The organism is Paeniglutamicibacter sp. MACA_103 (genome assembly GCF_045798555.1).
In the GTDB taxonomy this organism is placed as follows: domain Bacteria; phylum Actinomycetota; class Actinomycetes; order Actinomycetales; family Micrococcaceae; genus Paeniglutamicibacter.
The window spans coordinates 20118-38206 of record NZ_JBIXLN010000024.1; the positions used below are offsets into that span (position 1 = coordinate 20118).

Genomic DNA, 18089 nt, shown 5'->3' on the forward strand with positions numbered 1-18089 from the left:
GGATCTATCCCCTTTCCAGGAATGCTTGCATGTCTTCGTCTACCCATTCCTCAACGGCCGCCTGCAGACCGGGATATGACCCCAGCCCGTCTTCGCCGTCGACAATGGATTCGGCCGCTTCCCTAGCCCGGGCAATGAGTTTTGCATCCCTCATCACGCGCAGGACCTTAAGCGTGGACCGGGCCCCGGATTGGCTCGCCCCCAGGATGTCGCCCTCACGGCGTTCGTTGAGATCCGATTCCGCAAGCAGGAACCCATCCGTGGTGGACTCCACGGCCCGCAGACGCGTCACCGAAGGGTGCTCGGCGTCCAGCCAGGTGGCCATCAGGCAGGTACCGGGCAGGCCGCCACGCCCAATGCGCCCGCGCAACTGGTGCAACTGGGAGATCCCGAAGTTCTCGGCATCGATGATCACCATCAGCGTGGCGTTGTGTACGTCGACGCCAACTTCGATCACCGTGGTTGAGACCAGGATGGAAGCCCGTCCGCTGTCAAAGGCCTGCATCGCCTCCGCTTTCTCCTCGCTGGGCATGCGCCCGTGCAAGGCCCGGATCTGCGTGTTGGCGAATATGTCCATGGACTCAAGGAGTTCCATCATCTTTTCAACGGTCATCGTGGCTGGCTTGGCCGGGCCGTCGCTGTCACCGGGATTGGCTGCGGGTTCGATGGGCATGGGCAGGAAATCGTCCTCAACGGCTTTCTCGCTGATTCGCGGGCACACCACGTAAACCTGGTGTCCTTTCGCGGTTTCCTCGGCCATTCGTGCAAAGAGCCGCTGCTGCATGGCAGGCAGTTGCAGGGGCACCAGGTGGGTGGAAATCGGTGCCCTCCCCGGAGGAAGTGTCCTCATGAGGCTGACCTCGAGATCGCCAAAGACCGTCATGGCCACGGTGCGTGGAATCGGGGTGGCCGTCATGACGAGCATGTGCGGCGGCGTGTCGGCCTTTGAGCGCAGGGCATCGCGTTGCTCGACGCCGAAGCGATGCTGCTCGTCCACCACCACCAGGCCGAGATCCACGAAACTGACCATGTCGGAAAGCAGGGAGTGCGTTCCCACCAAGATGCCGGTCTCCCCGGAAGCCGCGCCAAGGAGGACACGCTTGCGCTCCGCGGCTCCTGCCGAACCTGTCAAGAGGTCAACGCGGGTGGCGCGTGGGTCGGACCCAAGCTCTCCACCGGTCCCCAGGGACCCGAGCAGCTTCTTGATGGACTGGTAGTGCTGTTGGGCAAGCACCTCGGTGGGAGCCAACAATGCAGTCTGCCCTCCCGAGTCGATGACCTGCAGCATGGCCCGCAATGCGACGAGGGTCTTTCCCGAGCCGACCTCTCCTTGCAGCAGCCGGTTCATCGGATGGCCGCGCACCAGGTCTTCGGAGATTTCCATGCCGGCCAGCACCTGGCCGTCGGTGAGCGTGAACGGAAGGGTCTGGTCGAAGGCAGCCAAGAGCCCATCGCCGGTGCCTCGGCGGGCAATTGCCGGTTGCTGCATGCGGTGGACCCTTCGCTGGGCCAGGGCCAGCTGCAGCAGGAATGCCTCTTCGAAGGCAAAGCGTTTTCTTGCGGCGTAGCCCTGGGCGACGGTTTGCGGCCTATGGATATTTTCATAGGCCACGACCCGCACCGGAATGCGCTGGGTTTGCAGGATTGGTTCCGGAATGAATTCCTGGAATCCCGAGGGGCCGACCCCGGCCAAAACCAAGTCCATGACTTCCCTGATCTTCTTGTTGGGAAACTTTGCGGTAGCCGGATATATCGGAATCGGACGCGGATCGGCTTCCTCCGCGGTGTCAAGCAGGGAATACTCGGGATGCGTGAGTTCCATGTGGTTGCGGTAGATGGTGACCTTGCCGCTGAACATGGCGGTGGACCCCACCTGCAGATCCCTCTTGGCTTCGTAGCCGTTGAAGAAGGTCATTCGCAGGGTTGACTGCTCGGGACCGAGCGCGTCGCTGACAACCACCTCCAGCAGGAACCCCGAGCGCGAATGCATGCGGCGCTGGTTCACCGACTTCACTTCGGCGACGATCGTGACGTCCTCCCCGACCGGCAGTTCGGAAATCCTGGAGAGCTCCCCGATTTCCATGTATCTCCGGGGGAAGTGTGAGAGCAGCTGGCCTACAGTGGAATATCCAAACGCCGTTTCCACCTTGCGCGCCGAAGCGGCGCCAAGGACGGTGTCGAGTGGCGTTTCGCTGGTGAATTCCAGGCTAGCCGTCATGGGTGCATAGATCGGTCACAGATACGTTGACCGGGGAGCCGATGCCTCGGATGACGTTCAAGGCGCTCTCCGCCTCGGGCACATGCACGTGCACGCGCCAACGGTAACCGTCCTCGGTGGCATTGACCGGGCTCATGATGACGGAATCGCCAATGGTGTCCAGTTGTCCCCGCAAGGTTGCTGCGCCCAATGCATCAAGGCTGATGGTGCACATGACTTCGACACCGGTGTCAGCTGAAACGTTTTGGTGGATGTGTGGATCTTGGATGTCGTAGCCATGAAGTTTGGAGTATTCGTCGGGGTCAATGACCTGTCCCAGAAGAACGCCACGAAGTTCGTCCAGGATAATCAACATTCCCACCGCACCCGCGTCGACAATCTGGGCCTTGTGCAGTTCCCCGAGCTCGTTCTCGGTGGCCACCACGGCTGCCTTCGCGGCAATGCACAGGGTGCCGAGCATCTCAACGAGTGCTGCCTTGCTTTCGGGTTCGAATTCGCTGGCCCGGTGCGTGGCCCGGGCCGTGTCGGCAACTACCTGCATGACCGAGAGCATGGTCCCGGACACCGGGTCGCTGAGGGCCGACCAGGCCCTGACCTTGCCGCGTTCCAAGGCAGTGGCCAATATGGGTGCCGTCATACGCTCCACGCCGCACAGGGGTTCAGCCAGACCTGCCATGAAGACTGCAAGCAGGGTCCCGGAGTTTCCCCGTGCCGATTCCATCGCAGCGCGCGAGGCCATGGTGAGAAGCTCGCCGATGTTCTCGGTTTCCAGCTTGGATATCGCATCGTGGGCACTGCGGGCCGTGAGGTAAAGGTTGCTGCCGGTGTCCCCGTCAGCCACCGGGAAAATATTGATCGCGTTAAGGCGATCGCTATGGTTTCCCAGGCTCTTGACCATCCGCTCGAGCCACATTGACATCGCTTTGGAATTGGCGTGGATTTTTTGGTTCATGGTGTGAATGATCACTTGATCCTTAGAGACCGTTATCCTCTACAAATTGTCCCACCTTGTCCTGCTTCAAGGCCTCGGCGAAATCGGAAATCACGGCCATGTCGGGAACGACGATGGATTGTCCGTCCGCTGAGCGTCCGGTTCCGCTGTTGGGAAGCGTAAAGAAGGTCATGTCCCTGGAGCGGACATTGGCCATCGAGCCCCCCAATGTTGCAACCTTGACGGCGTCCAGGGTCTCATCGACGGCGACATAGGGCGCAAACTGTTTGACGGTCTCCGAGATCTTGCCCGGATCGGTCAAGGTTTCCTTGGACATCAGGGTGCTCATGACGGCCTTGACGAAAAGCTGCTGGTTGCGGACGCGCTGGTAGTCGCCGTCCTTGAATGCGTAGCGTTCCCGAACGAAGGCCAGGGCCTCTTCGCCGTTCAGTGTTTGCACGCCCTTGGGAAAGAAGTATCCGTTCGAGAGATTCTGCTTAAAGGCGATGGGATTGTTGATCTCCACCCCTCCGAGCGCGTCCGTCAGGCCTTTGAATCCCTCAAAGTCGATCGAGGCGACGTGGTCGATGCGCGTGTCCAGCAAGCCCTCGAGGGTTTGGACCGTCAGCGCGACTCCGCCATAGGCAAATGCGGCATTGATCTTTGCCTTTCCGTGCCCGGGGATGTCCAGCCAGGTGTCGCGCATGATGGAGGTGACATACACGCCTTCACGATTCGCCGGAACGTGCACCAGCATCATCGTGTCTGAACGTCCGCCGTTTGGCAGCTTGGCAAACTCGTCATCACCTTGGTTCGTGGCACGGGTGTCGCTGCCCAGAAGCAGGATGTTCACCGCGTCCTTCGCGGTCTCTGCCTTCTGCGGCCGCAACGTTTCCTCGGGAAATGCATCCGGCAACTTGGTGGTTCCGTTGTCGAAGCTGCGCGCAAGCGAGAACAGGTACCCTCCGGCCACAAGCAGCGCGATCAGGACCAGGGCTACTGCACCCAGCAATATCATCAGGCCGGTGCGCTTCTTTTTTTTCGGCTGCACGTAGCCGGTGTCCTCAAAGGACCCGTTCAGGTTTGTCATTTATGCCTCTCAAGCAAATACTCCTTTACATCCTAGTCATGTCGCGCGACCGGTAGGCTGTTTAAGTGCCCAGATTGATTTTTACCAGCCCAGATTCCTCGAACTCACAGTCTTTTTCCAGCGACGAAGCTCAACGCAGGGCGGGCGGCGTGAAATTAGCCACGACAATCGCCGCATCGCTGGCGGGTTTGTTCGTCCTCTCGGGGTGCTCCCCGATCGCAAATGTCCAGCCGGCGGATGATGCGGGCAATCCATTGTGTGCCGAAATGATGGTGGTGCTGCCCCCGGAAATCTCAGAGCAGCAGAAACGCCAGACCAATAGCCAGGCAACTGCCGTCTGGGGAGACCCGGCGCAATTGGTGCTACGCTGCGGTGTCACTCCCCCACCGCCATCCACCGATCCATGTGTCAGCGTCAATGGCGTTGACTGGCTCGCAAAGGAGGGCGAGGAATCCTGGACGTTGACCACCTACGGCCGGACCCCGGCCACGGAGTTGGTCTTCGATCCGAACGTGATTCCGTCGAGCACCATCCTGGCCACGCTGTCTTCCGCTGCATCGAAAATCCCGGCGCAGCGAACCTGCACGACGGTGACCAAGACGGTCGATGTCCCCTAGGGTCCATACCGGTTAACCAGCGAGGGGCGTTTCGCCAAGCCAATGCTTGGTGAAACGCCCCTCGGCAGTAATGAAATTGTTAGCGCAGTCCGGTCTTGCGGCCAAGTCCCAAGGCGATCAATTCGTCGATGAGGTCGGCGTACTCAAGGCCGGTCTTGGACCACATGTGCGGGTACATGCTTGACGGCGTGAACCCGGGCATGGTGTTGATCTCGTTGATGATCCACTTGCCGTCGGGGGTGTAGAAGAAGTCAACACGTGAGAGCCCTTCGGCATTGACCGCGTCGAAGGCCTCGGCCGCCAATCGGCGCACTTCGTCCGTGGCCTCGGCATCCAGCGCGGCCGGGCAGCTGAGCTGGGCCGCGGCGCCGTCCACGTACTTGGCATCAAAGTCATAGAACGTGTGGCCGGCGTCCTCGACAACGATTTCCCCGGGCATGGAGGCCCGTGGCGGCAACGAACCGCGTCCCTCCAGGACGCCGCATTCGATTTCTCGGCCAACGATCCCCTGTTCCACGATCACCTTGGGGTCGTGGATGCGTGCGGCCTCGATGGCTGCCGGCAGCGCGTCAGGAGTGTCCACGCGTGAGATGCCGACGGAGGATCCGGCACGGGCGGGCTTGACGAATAGGGGGTATTCGAGACCTTCCACCGATTTCAGGCATGCGGCCCGTTCTCGTTCCCAGTTCTTGTCAGGAATGACAACGTAGGGTCCCACTTCGAATCCGGCGGCCTCGAAGACCACCTTCATGAAGTGCTTGTCCATGCCGATGGCGCTGGCGGCGATGCCGGAACCCACGTACGGGACGTCCACCATTTCAAGCATTCCCTGCAGCGAGCCGTCCTCGCCGAAGGGGCCGTGGAGCAGCGGGAACACCAGGTCGATGTCTCCCAGGCTGCGCACGGCGTGGCTGTCGTTGGAGGCAAGCAGTTCGTGGCTGCCCGGTTCACCGGTCAGCCGCAGGACCTCGGATCCGGCGGTCACTTCGGGCTTCTGGCTGTTGGCCAGCGACCAGGCGCTGACGTCTTGGTCCACCAGGGTCCAGGCTCCCTCGCGGGTGATACCAACGGGAACGACCTCGTACTTGTCCCGGTCGATGGCGTCGAGTACCCCCGCCGCCGTAACGCAGCTGACGGGGTGCTCGGAGGAGCGGCCTCCGAAGAGCAGCATGACCCGGGGCTTGTGCGCGTTCACTTGACTCATTTGAGCTCACCTTCAGACTTTAATTGACGCCCCAACAGGCGTGCTCCCATGTTCTCCACGCTCAGCGTGCCTTCCAGAACCATGACGACAGCTTCGGTAATGGGTACTTCTACATTGTGGCGCGTGGCCAAGTCCAACACGGCCCGGCCCGACTTGATGCCCTCGGCCGTCTGTGACATGCGGTCGTTGACCTCGTCCAGGTACAGGCCCTGGCCCAGCAGGCGGCCGGCTGTGTTGTTGCGGGACAGCGAGGACGAGCAGGTGGCCACGAGGTCGCCCAGGCCGGCAAGGCCGGAAAGGGTTTCGTAGCTTCCGCCCAATGCCAGGGCAAGACGCGTGGTCTCGGCAAGTCCTCGGGTGATGATCGAGGACTTGGTGTTGTCCCCCATGCCCAGGCCGTCGCAAATGCCCACGGCCAGCGCAATGACGTTCTTCGCAATCCCGCCGATCTCGACGCCGATAACGTCCGTATTGGTGTAAGGACGGAAATAGTCCGTCGAACACAAGGAAGCGATCCAGGTGGCCGTGTCGAGATCCGTACAGGCCACCACGGATGCGGTGGGCTGCTTGCGGGCAATTTCCATGGCCAGGTTGGGTCCGGAAAGCACCGCGATGCGTTCAGGGGAAATTTCCACCTCGGCCGCAATCACTTCGCTCATGCGGGCATCGGTCTCGCGTTCAAGACCCTTCATCAAGGACATGAGCACCGCGTTCGGTTCCAGGAAATCCTTGAAGGAGTGCAACTGTTCGCGCAAGCTTTGGGCCGGCACCGCCAGGACCACCAGCTCTGCGCCTGCAAGGACCTCGGCCGTGTTCGACGACGAGGTGATGTTGGAGGGCAGGACTGTTTCGCGCAGGTAGCGGGAGTTGGTGTGGCGGGTGTTGATCTCGACCGCAACCTCTTCACGACGCGCCCAGATCATGACCTGGGTCCCGTCCTCGGCACCGGAGTCGGCCAGTACCTTGGAAAAGGTAGTGCCCCAGCTTCCCGCGCCCATGACGGCGATTTTCCTTGGAGCTGGCCTCATGATTCGTTTTCCTTCGTTTGCTTGGATGGCGAACCGTTCTCGAAATTGCGTCCCTGGGCTGCCTGGCCGTGGTCGGCCGGATCCCACAGGATCTCCGGCGCCTTCTCTCCGCGCAGGATGGCAACATCCTTGGTGATGGCGCGCATGATGCGTTCGGTGGCTTCGGTGAGAACGGTCCGCGTCAACGGGACGTCCCGCAGGTCGTCAAGGTCAACCGGGTCGCCAGCGACGACCGTCACGTGGCGGCGCGGAAATAGCTTGATTCCCTTGGCGTAGCGGGGGAACAAGTCCTGGGCCCCCCAGTGTGCCATGGGAATCACCGGTGCCCCGGTCTGCAGCGCCAACCGGGCGGCGCCGGTGTGGCCGCGCATGGGCCACAGGTCCGGATCCCTGGTCAGGGTGCCCTCGGCGTAGATGATGATGACCCCGTTTGCGTCAAGGACTTCCCGAGCCGTCTTCAATGACTGGGACGCCCCCGCCGAGGTCCTGGCGACGGGAACCTGACCGGTGCGACGCAGCAAGGTGCCGAGAACCGGTACCTTGAACAAGGATTCCTTGGCCAGGTAACGCGGGTAGCGCTTGCTGCTGTAGATCGCATGCCCGACAACCAGGGGATCGATTTCGGTCACGTGGTTGGGGCAGAGGATGAATCCGCCGCTGGGCAGCTTGTCGAAGTCCCGCCACGTTCGGCCGATCATGAGGTTCATGACTGGCCGAACGATTCCGGCCGCTATTGCAAACGCGGTTTTTGTGCCGCGAGATTCTTTCATGCAGGTCAGCCTATGCGGATCAGGCGATTTCGTTCATCTCGACGCGCGCACCCAAGTCAGTGAGCTTGTCCATGAACTTCTCGTAGCCGCGGTTGATCAGTTCGATTCCGGTGACGTGGCTTGTGCCCTCCGCGGCCAGTGCTGCGATCAGGTGGGAGAATCCGCCGCGCAGGTCCGGGATGTCAATGTCGGCACCGGTCAGCGGGGTCGGCCCGGTGATGACGGCGGAGTGCTGGAAGTTGCGCTGGCCGAAGCGGCACGGAATGGCGCCGAGGCATTCGCTGTGGAGCTGGACCTTGGCACCCATTTCCACCAGCGCGTTGGTGAAGCCGAAACGGTTTTCATACACGGTCTCGTGGATGATGGACACGCCGGTCGCCTGGGTCAGCGCGACGACCAGGGGCTGCTGCCAGTCGGTCATGAATCCGGGGTGGACGTCCGTTTCCAGGATCAGGGGCTTGAGCTCCCCGCCCGGATGGAAGAAGCGAATTCCGCCGTCGGTGACTTCAAACTCTCCACCGATCTGGCGGTAGGTGTGAAGGAATGCCGTCAGGTCGCGCTGGGCTGCGCCCTCGACGTAGATGTCTCCGTTGGTGACCAGGGCGGCGGAGGCCCAGGACGCGGATTCGTTGCGGTCGGGCAATGCCTTGTGGTTGTAGCCGTTCAGGCGCTCGACACCGATGATGCGAATGACGCGGTCGCGGCCAACCGTGATGATGGCGCCCATTTTTTGGAGCAGGGAGATGAGGTCAAGGATTTCCGGCTCAATGGCCGCGTTCTCGACTTCGGTGGTGCCCTTGGCGCGCACGGCGGTCAGCAGCACCTGCTCGGTGGCGCCAACACTCGGGTAGGGCAGGGAAATCTTGGCACCGGTCAGCCCGTGGGGTGCGCGAATGCTGGTCCCGAGGGGTCCGGCCTTGTCGATTACGGCACCGAAGTGGCGCAGCACGTCCAGGTGGAAATCAATCGGGCGGTCGCCGATCTTGCAGCCACCGAGATTCGGAATCAGGGCTTCGCCCAGGCTGTGCAGCAACGGGCCGCAAAAAAGGATGGGGATGCGCGAGTCGCCGGCGTGCGTGTCGATCTCGTTGCTCGTGGCGGTCTTGGTTCCGCTGGGGTCCATGGTCAGATCGCCGGTCGCCTCGTCCTTGCTGACGGTGACGCCGTGGATCTTCAGCAGACTGGTGACAACGGCAACGTCCTTGATCTCAGGGACGTTGCGCAAGACAGAGGGCGAATCCCCCAAAAGAGCCGCGACCATGGCCTTGGGAACCAGGTTCTTGGCACCCCTGACGGTCACTTTTCCCTTGAGTGGCACGCCACCATGAATCGTTAGGACTTTCGCCATGAACTTGAGAACCTCACCAAAATTGTTGGCCTTCGAAAACGAAGGAAAGACTTAGCAAGCATACAGCCCCCGGCATTGCCGAGGGCTGCATGGCTGATGTAACGCTGGTCGCGCCGCCACGGCTATCGCTTGAATATTTCCCGGGAATCCGGGCATGATCAGCGGCAACGGCCGACCCGTGGGCCGGCGTTAAGCGGTCAGCTAAGGCTAGGAATAGCGAGCCGGAAGCGTGGTCGGCTTGAACGCCGGACGCTGGGATTCAAAGGCCGTGATGTCTTCCTCGTGCTGGAGGGTCAGGCCAATGTCGTCCAAGCCCTCCATGAGCCGCCAGCGGGTGTAATCGTCAATCTCGAAAGGGGCAACGATGGAACCGCAGGTAACGGTGCGGGCCTCGAGGTCCACGGTGACTTCAGTTCCCGGGTGGTTCTCGATTTCCTTCCAGATCAACTCGATGTCGCTCTGGGCCACCTCGGCGGCCACTAGTCCCTGCTTGCCCGAATTGCCGCGGAAGATATCGGCAAAGCGCGAGGAAAGGACTGCCTTGAAGCCATAGTCCTTCAGCGCCCAGACGGCGTGTTCACGCGAGGAACCGGTACCGAAGTCGGGGCCCGCCACCAGGACGGAGCCCCTGGAGAACGGTTCCTGGTTCAGGATGAAGTTCTGGTCCTTGCGCCAACCTGCAAAGAGTGCATCCTCGAATCCGGTGCGGGTGATGCGCTTGAGGTAGACGGCCGGGATGATCTGGTCCGTGTCAACGTTGCTCTGTCGCAGCGGGACGCCGATTCCTGTATGCGTGGTGATTTTGTCCATGATGAATCCTTAGGCTACTTTTGCGGACGTGGAAGGGGCGCCCAGGTCGGACGGCGAGGACAGGGTCCCGCGGATCGCCGTCGCTGCGGCGACGAGCGGGGAGACCAGGTGGGTGCGTCCGCCCTTGCCCTGTCGCCCCTCGAAGTTGCGGTTCGAGGTGGACGCGCAGCGCTCACCTTCGGCGAGCTGGTCCGGGTTCATGCCCAGGCACATGGAGCACCCGGCAAAGCGCCATTCCGCACCGAATTCCTTGAAGACCTTGTCCAGTCCCTCGGCCTCGGCCTCGAGGCGGACGCGTGCCGAACCGGGGACCACGATCATGCGGATGTCGGGATCCTTTTCCTGTCCCTGGATGACGCTGGCGGCGGCGCGCAGGTCTTCCATGCGGCTATTGGTGCAGGACCCCAGGAAGACGGTGTCGACCCGGATGTCCTTCATGGGGGTTCCGGCCTTCAGATCCATGTACTCGAGCGCGCGTTCGCACGCGGCACGTGCGTTCTCGTCTTCGAAGTCCTCGGGGGCCGGCACCGTGTCCGAGAGCGATACGCCCTGTCCCGGGTTGGTGCCCCAGGTGACAAACGGCTCCAGTTCATTCGCGTCGAGGAACACCTCGGCGTCAAAGGTTGCGCCCTCGTCGGTGGCCAGCGTGTCCCATTCGGCAACGGCTGCATCCCAGTCCGCACCCTGGGGTGCGTGTGGGCGGCCGTTGATGTATTCATAGGTGATTGCATCCGGGGCAATCATGCCGGCGCGGGCGCCGGCCTCGATCGACATGTTGCAAATCGTCATGCGGGCATCCATGGACAGCGAGCGGATGGCCGAGCCGCGGTATTCCAGGACGTAGCCCTGTCCCCCGCCGGTGCCGATCTTGGCGATGACCGCCAGGATGATGTCCTTTGAGGTAACGCCCGGCTTCAGGGTTCCCTCGACATTGATCGCCATGGTCTTGAACGGCTTCAGGGACAGCGACTGGGTCGCCATGACGTGTTCGACCTCGGAGGTGCCGATGCCGAATGCCAGGGCGCCGAAGGCACCGTGGGTGGAGGTGTGGGAATCGCCGCAGACCACGGTCATGCCCGGCTGGGTCAGCCCCAGCTGGGGTCCCACCACATGGACAATGCCCTGCTCCTTGTCGCCCAGCGAGTGCAGGCGCACACCGAACTCGGCGCAGTTCTTGCGCAGGGTTTCGATCTGCGTGCGGCTGGTGAGGTCGGCAATCGGCTTGTCGATTTCCAGCGTCGGGGTGTTGTGGTCCTCGGTGGCAATCGTCAGGTCCGGTCGGCGCAGCTGGCGCCCGGTGAGGCGAAGGCCCTCGAATGCCTGCGGGGACGTCACCTCATGGATCAGGTGCAGGTCGATAAAGATCAGGTCGGGCTGGCGCGAACCACCGGTTCCCTCGCCCTTGCGCACGACGTGTGTATTCCATACTTTTTCGGCCAGCGTCTGTGCTGCCTGGTGTGCGGCCATAACCGACTCCCTCACTTGATAAAAGTCCTATATGACAACTCTTCCACTCGCGTGCACGTAATATCCAGTAAGCGGATTTGCATCTCAAATAGTGAGATAGCAATATCAAACTATGGACACTTCAAGTGGCGTTGGCGTCATCGACAAAGCGGCCCTCATCCTCAATGCCCTTGAGGCCGGGCCCACTTCCCTGGCCCAGTTGGTCTCCCTGACCAAGATCTCCCGGCCCACCGTGCACCGCCTTGCCCAGGCGCTCGTGCACCACCGACTGGTGGGCAAGGACATCCATGGGCGCTTTGTCCTGGGCGGGCGCCTGGTTGAACTCGCCTCCGCTGCGGGCGAAGACCGACTGATTGCCGCCGCCGGCCCGCTGCTGATCCAATTGCGTGATTCCACCGGCGAAAGCACCCAGGTGTTTCGCCGGCAGGGCGACTACCGTGTCTGCGTGGCTTCTGCCGAACGCCCCGTGGGATTGAGGGACACCATCCCGGTGGGGACCCAGCTCTCCATGAAGGCCGGCTCTGCCGCACAGGTCCTGCTGGCATGGGAGGACCACGAACGGCTGCTGGACGGGCTACATGGCGCACGCTTCACGCCCACCATTCTGGCTGGAGTCAGGCGGCGCGGCTGGGCCCAAAGCCTGGGCGAGCGCGAACCTGGCGTTGCTTCGGTTTCGGCTCCCGTGCGTGGTCCCTCCGGACGTGTGATTGCCGCGGTGTCGATGTCGGGGCCCATTGAACGTCTCTCCCGCCAGCCGGGCAAGGCGCACCAGGAGGTCGTCGTCCAGACCGCCAATGCCTTGAGCGAGGCCCTGCGAAAAACCGGGGACTAAACGGGAGCTGCTCTCCCTTTAACCCTCGAAGTGGTCAAACCCCTGGGCCGATTCCGGTAACTTGCCATCCAGGAGAACGCCCGAAGCAAGCCCGCCGCGAACCGGCTCCTTGACCACACCCACGGCGCGGAAGCCCTCCGGCAGTTCCAGCGCGCCAGGGAAGGTGGTCAACAGCCCATGGTCCTCCCCGCCCCCGAGAACCCATTCCATGGGATCTGTCCGCAACCTTGCCGCAGCCGAGCACAGTCGCTGCGCGTCGACTTTGAGGGTCCGGCTGTCGAAATCGATGACAACCCCGCTGGCCGTGGCCATGCGGCGTCCGTCCTTGAGCAGCCCGTCGGAAAGATCCATCATTGCCGTGGCTCCGGCGCCGGCCGCCGCGGGCCCGGCGGCCAAGGGCGGTGCGGGGCGCCGCTGGCCAACGACCAGGGCCTGTTCATCCTTGGACCACTCCAGGTGCGAAATCGGCACATCCAAAAGCGCCAGGCCTGCGGCGGCCACGCCCAGGGAACCGCACACCGCGACCACGTCCCCCGGCTTCGCCCCGCTGCGAAGGACGGGATGGTCCGTGGCAAGATTTCCGGTGACAGCCGCGGTGATCGACACCTCGCTCCCCCGCCCCAGGTCCCCCCCGCCGATGGCACAGGAGGTGGCACCAAGTTCGCGGACTGCGGCGCTGAAGCCCTCGGCCAGGTCTTCCACCCACGACACCGGTGTTGCGTGCGGCAGAGTCAGTGAAATCACCGCGGAGGTCGCAACGGCACCCATGGCGTTCACGTCCGATAGGTTCTGCGCGGCAGACTTCCAACCCACGTCAAAGCCGCTGCTTTCAAATCCGCTGGGCCAGCGCAACCTGAAGTCCTGGTTTTCCACGAGGGTGTCGACGGTGATCACGAACTTGCCGCCGGGGGCGGCAATCAAGGCGGCGTCGTCTCCGGGGCCGAGCAAGGCCGAGGCGCCTTGGAGGCGCGGCAGTATCCTGGCCAGCAGCCCGCTTTCGCCAAGATTTCCTACGGTCAAAAGATCAGCTGCGGGCACGTTGCAAAGCTCCAATGAAAAGGTTGTGTCTGGTGATTTCCGCGCCCACCGGTTCAATGACGGATCGCTCCGCCACGGCTCCGATCGAGGCATGCAGCGCACGCCGGGCCTTGCGGGCACGACCGGCGGCCCCGATGCGGGCGATTATTCCTGTGGCCAGTCCCAAGACGATTCCCAGGAGTATGCCGATGACAAGCATCAAGGTGGGGACGGGGAAACCTTCGACCTTGGGAACCTCGGGCAAGGTGAGCTGGAGGTATTGGGCTCCAAACAAGGCACCCAGCCATAGCGCTCCGGCAAGGGCAGTGACCAACGATATCCATTGGATGACGGAGACCACCGGCCACCACCAGGCCCCGGTGGTGGCGCCGATCTTGGTGTTGGCGATGGCCTGGTCCAACTCATCCGGGAGTTTCGCCCCGCCGGAGCGCGCGGCGCGGCGAATCGATCCCTGCCAGGCCTCGGGCGCACCGGCGCTTGCTTCATCGGCGTAGCGGCGAACCGCGGAATCCGCCTGGGCTATTTGTGCGGCGCCGGGGGCCGGCAGGGAGGTTCGGTTGAGCTTGGGATTGACATCCGTGCTCTTGAGATTAAGTCGGCGCAGCGGGTCGGGGCGGACCTTGGCCAGCCAACGGGTCAGCGGCCAGCCCGTCTTCTTGTGGGCGTCCAACCGGTAGGAAGTGCGCACTGCATCCACCACGGTATCCACGCCCGCGGCCGTGGCAAGCTCCCCTATCAGCGCCTTCTTCCCCGGCTCCCCAGGCAACTTGAGTTCTTCTTGCCGAGACCCCTCGGCCATCCGCCCGGCGATCGTTGCCACGTCGGCGGTCAGCCGGTTTGTGGCGGCACCGCGTTGGGTGACGACCCGGGCGATTTCCTGCCGCAATAGGTCGATGCCTTCGCCGGTCAGCGCCGAAAGGCCAAGTATTCTCGGGCTGGCCAAGCCGTCGGCGAGCAGGATGGAACGCAACGAATCCATGACGGGTTCGCGTTGGTCCTGCTTGAGCTTGTCGATCTGGTTCAGCACCACCAAGGTCACCGAGCCGTGTGTTGCCAGCGGCCTGATGAAATCATGGTGGACGGCCGCGTCGGCATACTTTTGTGGATCCAGGACCCAAATCAAGACGTCCACTTGCCCGGCCAACTTGGTGGCGATCTCACGATTTGCCGCGACCGTGGAATCGAAGTCCGGCAGGTCCAAAAGGATCAGCCCGCTGGCATCCTTCTCGGATCCAAAGAATCCCTTTTTTTCCAGGCGCAAGGGGGTGTCAAGCACGTGGCGCTCCTGCACCCCCAGCCAATCAAGCAGTGGGTCCGAGCCGGCCCGGCCCCAGATTCCTGCCAGGGGTTGGCTGGTCGTCGGCCGGGTTGCCGCGGCCCGTGCAAGGTCTTGGCCCACCACCGCATTGAAGAGGGAGGACTTTCCACTGCCGGTCGCACCGAAAAAGCCGACCACGGTGTGCTCTGCGGAGAGCGTCCTGCGAGTAGAGGCCCGTTCAAGGATCTGCCACGAGGCCTCGCTTACCGCCGGATCCATGCGGTCGGCACCCAGCTCGGTGGCTTCCTTGAGTGCATCGAGCCGAAGTTCAAGCGGACTCACGGTGGTGGTTTGTCGGCGGCGGCTCATGCACCTTGCTCCCGGGCCAGTCGGCGTATGGCAGCCGAATTCTCTTTCATGCGATTTGCGTCCTGTGCAGTGGGGATGTTTTCGAGTCGTGCGGTGAAACGCTGCTTTTCCGTCTCCAGGAGATCCGCGCAACGGGCCGCCAGGGAATCCTTCGCTTGCTTGGTCAGCCTGCGCACCGCGTCCTCGCCAAAGATTGCCTCGAGGAGCTTTTGTCCGACCACCGCTGACCCTCCCGCGATTCCGACTTCGAGCCCGGTCAAACCGGCCGTGGAGGCAAAGACAACCACCATCAGGGCCACCGCCACGCCATTGACGCCGAAGGAGACCATGCGTGCGGTCATGCGTTTGTTCGCGCCCTCGGTGCGGATGATCTCCATGAGGTCACCCTGCCAGGCACGGACCTGCTCGGCGACCCGGTCGGAGAATCCGGGAGACAGGGACCCGAGGTTGGCGGTGCCTACCAGGGCGTTTCCTGCCGGGTCGGCGCGCCAGCGCTCCTCGGTGGTTTCACTGGCCTTCGCGGCTTGGTCGACCACCACCGCATGCAGGCCGCTCTCGATGGCTTCCTCCACGTTGCCCACGGGCTTGGGCTTTCCCGTGAAGAAGGCACCAATCCTGTCCCGTAACCGGCCGATTCCGGATTCCAGTGAGCGGAAGAATTCCCCCGTGCCCACGAAGTCTTGCCAGCGTGCCAGGACCTCGCCGCGCAACAAGGTTCCGTCTTGCACGCTGGCCAGTATCCCGGCGTGCGCCAGTTCAAAGGCCTCGTCGGCGTATTGGGCCAGCCGGGCGCCACTGGTGTCCTGCTCCGCCATGGCCGAGGCAATGACGTCGCTGCGATCGGCAAGCCGGCCAAGGACTCCCGCCAGGGTTTGGCGGGCAATCGCTGCCCGCGATTCGGCGTTGGCAGCCAATGCGCCCAGCCAGGCTGTCAGCGGCGCAACTGCGCTTGCCGGCAACATGTCCATCTCATCAAGATCCACTTCCGGAACCACGAAGAGCTCGGCCGAGCCCAGCCCTTCGCGTTGAAGCATGCCGCGCAGGTCGCCGGCTATCTCTTCCTCGACTCCCGGGGGCACCCGGTCCAAGACCACGGCCACCGTGATGTTGCGTCCCGCGGCCTCGGAGAGAAGCTTCCAAGGAACCGCGTCCGCATACCGGTTCGCGGTGGTGACAAAAATCCAGAGGTCGGCTGCTGCAAGCAGCTGTCCGGCCAGGCGCCGGTTTTCATCCGAAATGGAATCCACGTCCGGCGCATCCAGGATGGCCATGCCGCGGGGAACCGCGTCGTCCTGCAACAGGATGATCGAGTCGGTCAGGGCTGCGTCCGGCGTGGCCCCGACCTGTGCCGCGGGAATCGCTTGGCTCCGGCTGACGGCCGTTCCGGTGATGCGTCGCAGGCCGGGAAGGATCCTGTCGTTCTCCAGCCATGCACGATCCAATTCGTGGTGCAGGAGGATGGGTTGGCGCGTGGTGGGTCGGATGGCTCCTGCACGGGTAACGGGGTGTCCGACAATCGCATTGACCAGAGTGGATTTCCCTGCCCCGGTTGATCCGCCCACCACGGCCAGCAACGGCGCGTCCAAGCTGCGGTAACGCGGCAGGATGTAGTCGTCGAGTTGTTCCACGGCGGTGCGGGCGTTTTCACGTGCCTGGTCGACTCCGGAGATGTCCAGCGGCAGGATGCTGCCCGAAAGATCCGTGCGGACGTCGGTGAGCAGATTGATGGCTTCCATGTCGGCCGGCACGGCCGAGAGTGGTGGCGAACCGTGGGGTTCAGAGCCATTGCTAGTAGTCACCACTACATCATGCCAAACACTTCGGCGTTTTATTCGCAAGCTGGCCCAAGTTATCGAAGACCAATCAGAAAATTCGCCTTAATGACAAAAGGCTCCAAACCGAAGCTTGGAACCATTTGTGCTGGTGACCCCAGCGGGATTCGAACCCGCGTTACCGCCGTGAGAGGGCAGCGTACTAGGCCGCTATACGATGGGGCCGCATAGCTGCAACGTTTTAGGACTGTTACCGTCCGATTCAGATGAATCGTGACCCCAGCGGGATTCGAACCCGCGTTACCGCCGTGAGAGGGCAGCGTACTAGGCCGCTATACGATGGGGCCGTATGCTTTGCGTGGAGGACTTTCGTCCCCCACGCAAACCGGTCCTCGCTTTCGCGAAGACCGTGACGCTGGGGTACCAGGACTCGAACCTAGAATGTTGGTACCAGAAACCAGTGTGTTGCCAATTACACCATACCCCACAGCGTTGATTTGCTCTCCGGCTTTCTTTTCGAAAGCTTTCGTGCGCCTCAGCACGAGAAATAACTATACCGGCGGATCTGCATAAAGTACAAATCGGGGGTTCACTAGGATCCTAGTGGGCCAAAAACCCCGTATTTCCGGCGATTATTGCGGCCAAGGAGCCGAGATTTTGCAGGATTTCGGCGGACCCGTTTTTGTGATCTGGCGCACGATCCAGGAGGATTCCCTGCAGCCCCGCGTCCTTGGCTCCCTGGACATCGTTGACGGGGTTGTCCCCCACATAGAGGGTGGACCCTGGTGTGGTGCCGAGCATCCGGCAGCCGGCATGGAACGGGCGCGGATCCGGCTTGGGTGCACCTGCCGTATCCGAACCCACAAGCATCTCGATCCGGCCAAGGCCCGACAGCTCCAACTTGTTGCGCTGGTAGCTCTCGCCATTGTTGCTGACCGCACCATAGGGAATGGACATGGCATCCAGCGCGTCGAGACAGGCATGCACGTCGGGGAACGGTGCCCACATGCTTTGCACCACCTCTTCGTAGCGTGCGCTCCATGCTCCAAGGGCCGCGGCGGGAGGGGCTTCGAACCCCACGAGGCCGTAGGCGCGCCGGATGCGCTCGACACGTTGCCCCAGGAATGTCAGCTCCCCAGCCATGTAGCGCTCGTAGGCGCCGGCAGCGTCGTCTGCGTAGTCTCGGGCCACGTGCTCTCGCACGGCGGCGGGCACGCCGCTGAAGTCTTCGGCCGTGAGCTGGTGAAAGCCCTTGATCGCAGCGGAGTTCAGGTCCACCAGGGTGTCGTCGATGTCAAAAAGAACGCCCTCAACCCGGGCCACGGAAGGTGTTCCGT

The 18089-nt window shown here is 62.6% G+C and carries 15 protein-coding genes and 3 tRNA genes; 2 read left to right on the forward strand and 16 right to left on the reverse strand.

The features are described 5' to 3' along the window. Positions 1-4: 4 nt before the first annotated feature. Genes ACIPVK_RS12555 through ACIPVK_RS12565 form a run of 3 tightly spaced genes read right to left on the reverse strand, consistent with a single transcriptional unit; the run spans position 5 to position 4239 of the window. On the reverse strand, positions 5-2218 hold the full coding sequence (locus ACIPVK_RS12555; protein WP_407612317.1) for an ATP-dependent DNA helicase RecG: 2214 nt from the start codon (positions 2216-2218) through the stop codon (positions 5-7). After that, on the reverse strand, positions 2208-3185 hold the full coding sequence (locus ACIPVK_RS12560) for a DAK2 domain-containing protein (protein ID WP_407612318.1): 978 nt from the start codon (positions 3183-3185) through the stop codon (positions 2208-2210). Before ACIPVK_RS12560 ends, ACIPVK_RS12555 begins: the two co-directional genes overlap by 11 nt. A gap of 7 nt (positions 3186-3192) precedes the next feature. Then, positions 3193-4239 (reverse strand): LCP family protein, encoded by a 1047-nt coding sequence (locus tag ACIPVK_RS12565; protein WP_407612319.1) that lies wholly within the window; start codon positions 4237-4239, stop codon positions 3193-3195. Between the two features lie 149 nt (positions 4240-4388). Here ACIPVK_RS12565 and ACIPVK_RS12570 point away from each other — a divergent pair, with 149 nt between their 5' ends. Continuing rightward, positions 4389-4856 carry a DUF3515 domain-containing protein gene (locus ACIPVK_RS12570; RefSeq protein ID WP_407612353.1) on the forward strand — a complete coding sequence of 156 codons (468 nt, stop codon included), beginning with the start codon at positions 4389-4391 and terminating at the stop codon, positions 4854-4856. A gap of 79 nt (positions 4857-4935) precedes the next feature. Here ACIPVK_RS12570 and ACIPVK_RS12575 read toward each other — a convergent pair whose 3' ends face one another. The 6 genes from ACIPVK_RS12575 to leuC all read right to left on the reverse strand — a co-directional run bounded on the left by ACIPVK_RS12575 (position 4936) and on the right by leuC (position 11483). Beyond that, positions 4936-6060: a D-alanine--D-alanine ligase family protein gene (locus tag ACIPVK_RS12575; protein WP_407612320.1), complete on the reverse strand. Its 1125-nt coding sequence runs from the start codon at positions 6058-6060 to the stop codon at positions 4936-4938. Next, on the reverse strand, positions 6057-7088 hold the full coding sequence (locus tag ACIPVK_RS12580; RefSeq protein ID WP_407612321.1) for an NAD(P)H-dependent glycerol-3-phosphate dehydrogenase: 1032 nt from the start codon (positions 7086-7088) through the stop codon (positions 6057-6059). Before ACIPVK_RS12580 ends, ACIPVK_RS12575 begins: the two co-directional genes overlap by 4 nt. Then, positions 7085-7858 (reverse strand): lysophospholipid acyltransferase family protein, encoded by a 774-nt coding sequence (locus tag ACIPVK_RS12585; protein ID WP_407612322.1) that lies wholly within the window; start codon positions 7856-7858, stop codon positions 7085-7087. Before ACIPVK_RS12585 ends, ACIPVK_RS12580 begins: the two co-directional genes overlap by 4 nt. Positions 7859-7877: 19 nt before the next feature. Further along, on the reverse strand, positions 7878-9206 hold the full coding sequence (murA, locus tag ACIPVK_RS12590; protein WP_407612323.1) for a UDP-N-acetylglucosamine 1-carboxyvinyltransferase: 1329 nt from the start codon (positions 9204-9206) through the stop codon (positions 7878-7880). A gap of 207 nt (positions 9207-9413) precedes the next feature. Beyond that, positions 9414-10016 carry a 3-isopropylmalate dehydratase small subunit gene (gene leuD, locus ACIPVK_RS12595; RefSeq protein ID WP_407612324.1) on the reverse strand — a complete coding sequence of 201 codons (603 nt, stop codon included), beginning with the start codon at positions 10014-10016 and terminating at the stop codon, positions 9414-9416. Positions 10017-10025: 9 nt separating this feature from the next. Beyond that, positions 10026-11483 (reverse strand): 3-isopropylmalate dehydratase large subunit, encoded by a 1458-nt coding sequence (gene leuC / locus ACIPVK_RS12600; protein ID WP_407612325.1) that lies wholly within the window; start codon positions 11481-11483, stop codon positions 10026-10028. Positions 11484-11595: 112 nt separating this feature from the next. Between leuC and ACIPVK_RS12605 the strand changes: the two genes are divergently transcribed. Then, the gene (locus ACIPVK_RS12605) at positions 11596-12315 is read left to right on the forward strand and encodes an IclR family transcriptional regulator (protein WP_217390441.1); all 720 of its coding nucleotides are present in this window, start codon (positions 11596-11598) and stop codon (positions 12313-12315) included. 18 nt (positions 12316-12333) lie between these two features. Here ACIPVK_RS12605 and thiL read toward each other — a convergent pair whose 3' ends face one another. From thiL to ACIPVK_RS12640, 7 genes are all read right to left on the reverse strand, one after another. Further along, positions 12334-13353 carry a thiamine-phosphate kinase gene (thiL, locus tag ACIPVK_RS12610; protein ID WP_407612326.1) on the reverse strand — a complete coding sequence of 340 codons (1020 nt, stop codon included), beginning with the start codon at positions 13351-13353 and terminating at the stop codon, positions 12334-12336. After that, positions 13340-14980: a GTPase gene (locus ACIPVK_RS12615; RefSeq protein ID WP_407612327.1), complete on the reverse strand. Its 1641-nt coding sequence runs from the start codon at positions 14978-14980 to the stop codon at positions 13340-13342. Before ACIPVK_RS12615 ends, thiL begins: the two co-directional genes overlap by 14 nt. Next, a complete protein-coding gene (locus ACIPVK_RS12620) occupies positions 14977-16716 on the reverse strand; it encodes a dynamin family protein (RefSeq protein WP_407612354.1) in 1740 nt (579 codons plus the stop codon). The genes ACIPVK_RS12615 and ACIPVK_RS12620 overlap by 4 nt, the downstream gene beginning before the upstream one ends. Positions 16717-16901: 185 nt before the next feature. Further along, positions 16902-16977: transfer RNA gene (locus tag ACIPVK_RS12625), tRNA-Glu, on the reverse strand. Between the two features lie 49 nt (positions 16978-17026). Further along, positions 17027-17099: transfer RNA gene (locus tag ACIPVK_RS12630), tRNA-Glu, on the reverse strand. A gap of 68 nt (positions 17100-17167) precedes the next feature. Beyond that, positions 17168-17239 (reverse strand) — tRNA-Gln (locus tag ACIPVK_RS12635). Positions 17240-17352: 113 nt separating this feature from the next. Then, the gene (locus tag ACIPVK_RS12640; protein ID WP_407612328.1) at positions 17353-18075 is read right to left on the reverse strand and encodes an HAD family hydrolase; all 723 of its coding nucleotides are present in this window, start codon (positions 18073-18075) and stop codon (positions 17353-17355) included. Between the last annotated feature and the right edge of the window lie 14 nt (positions 18076-18089).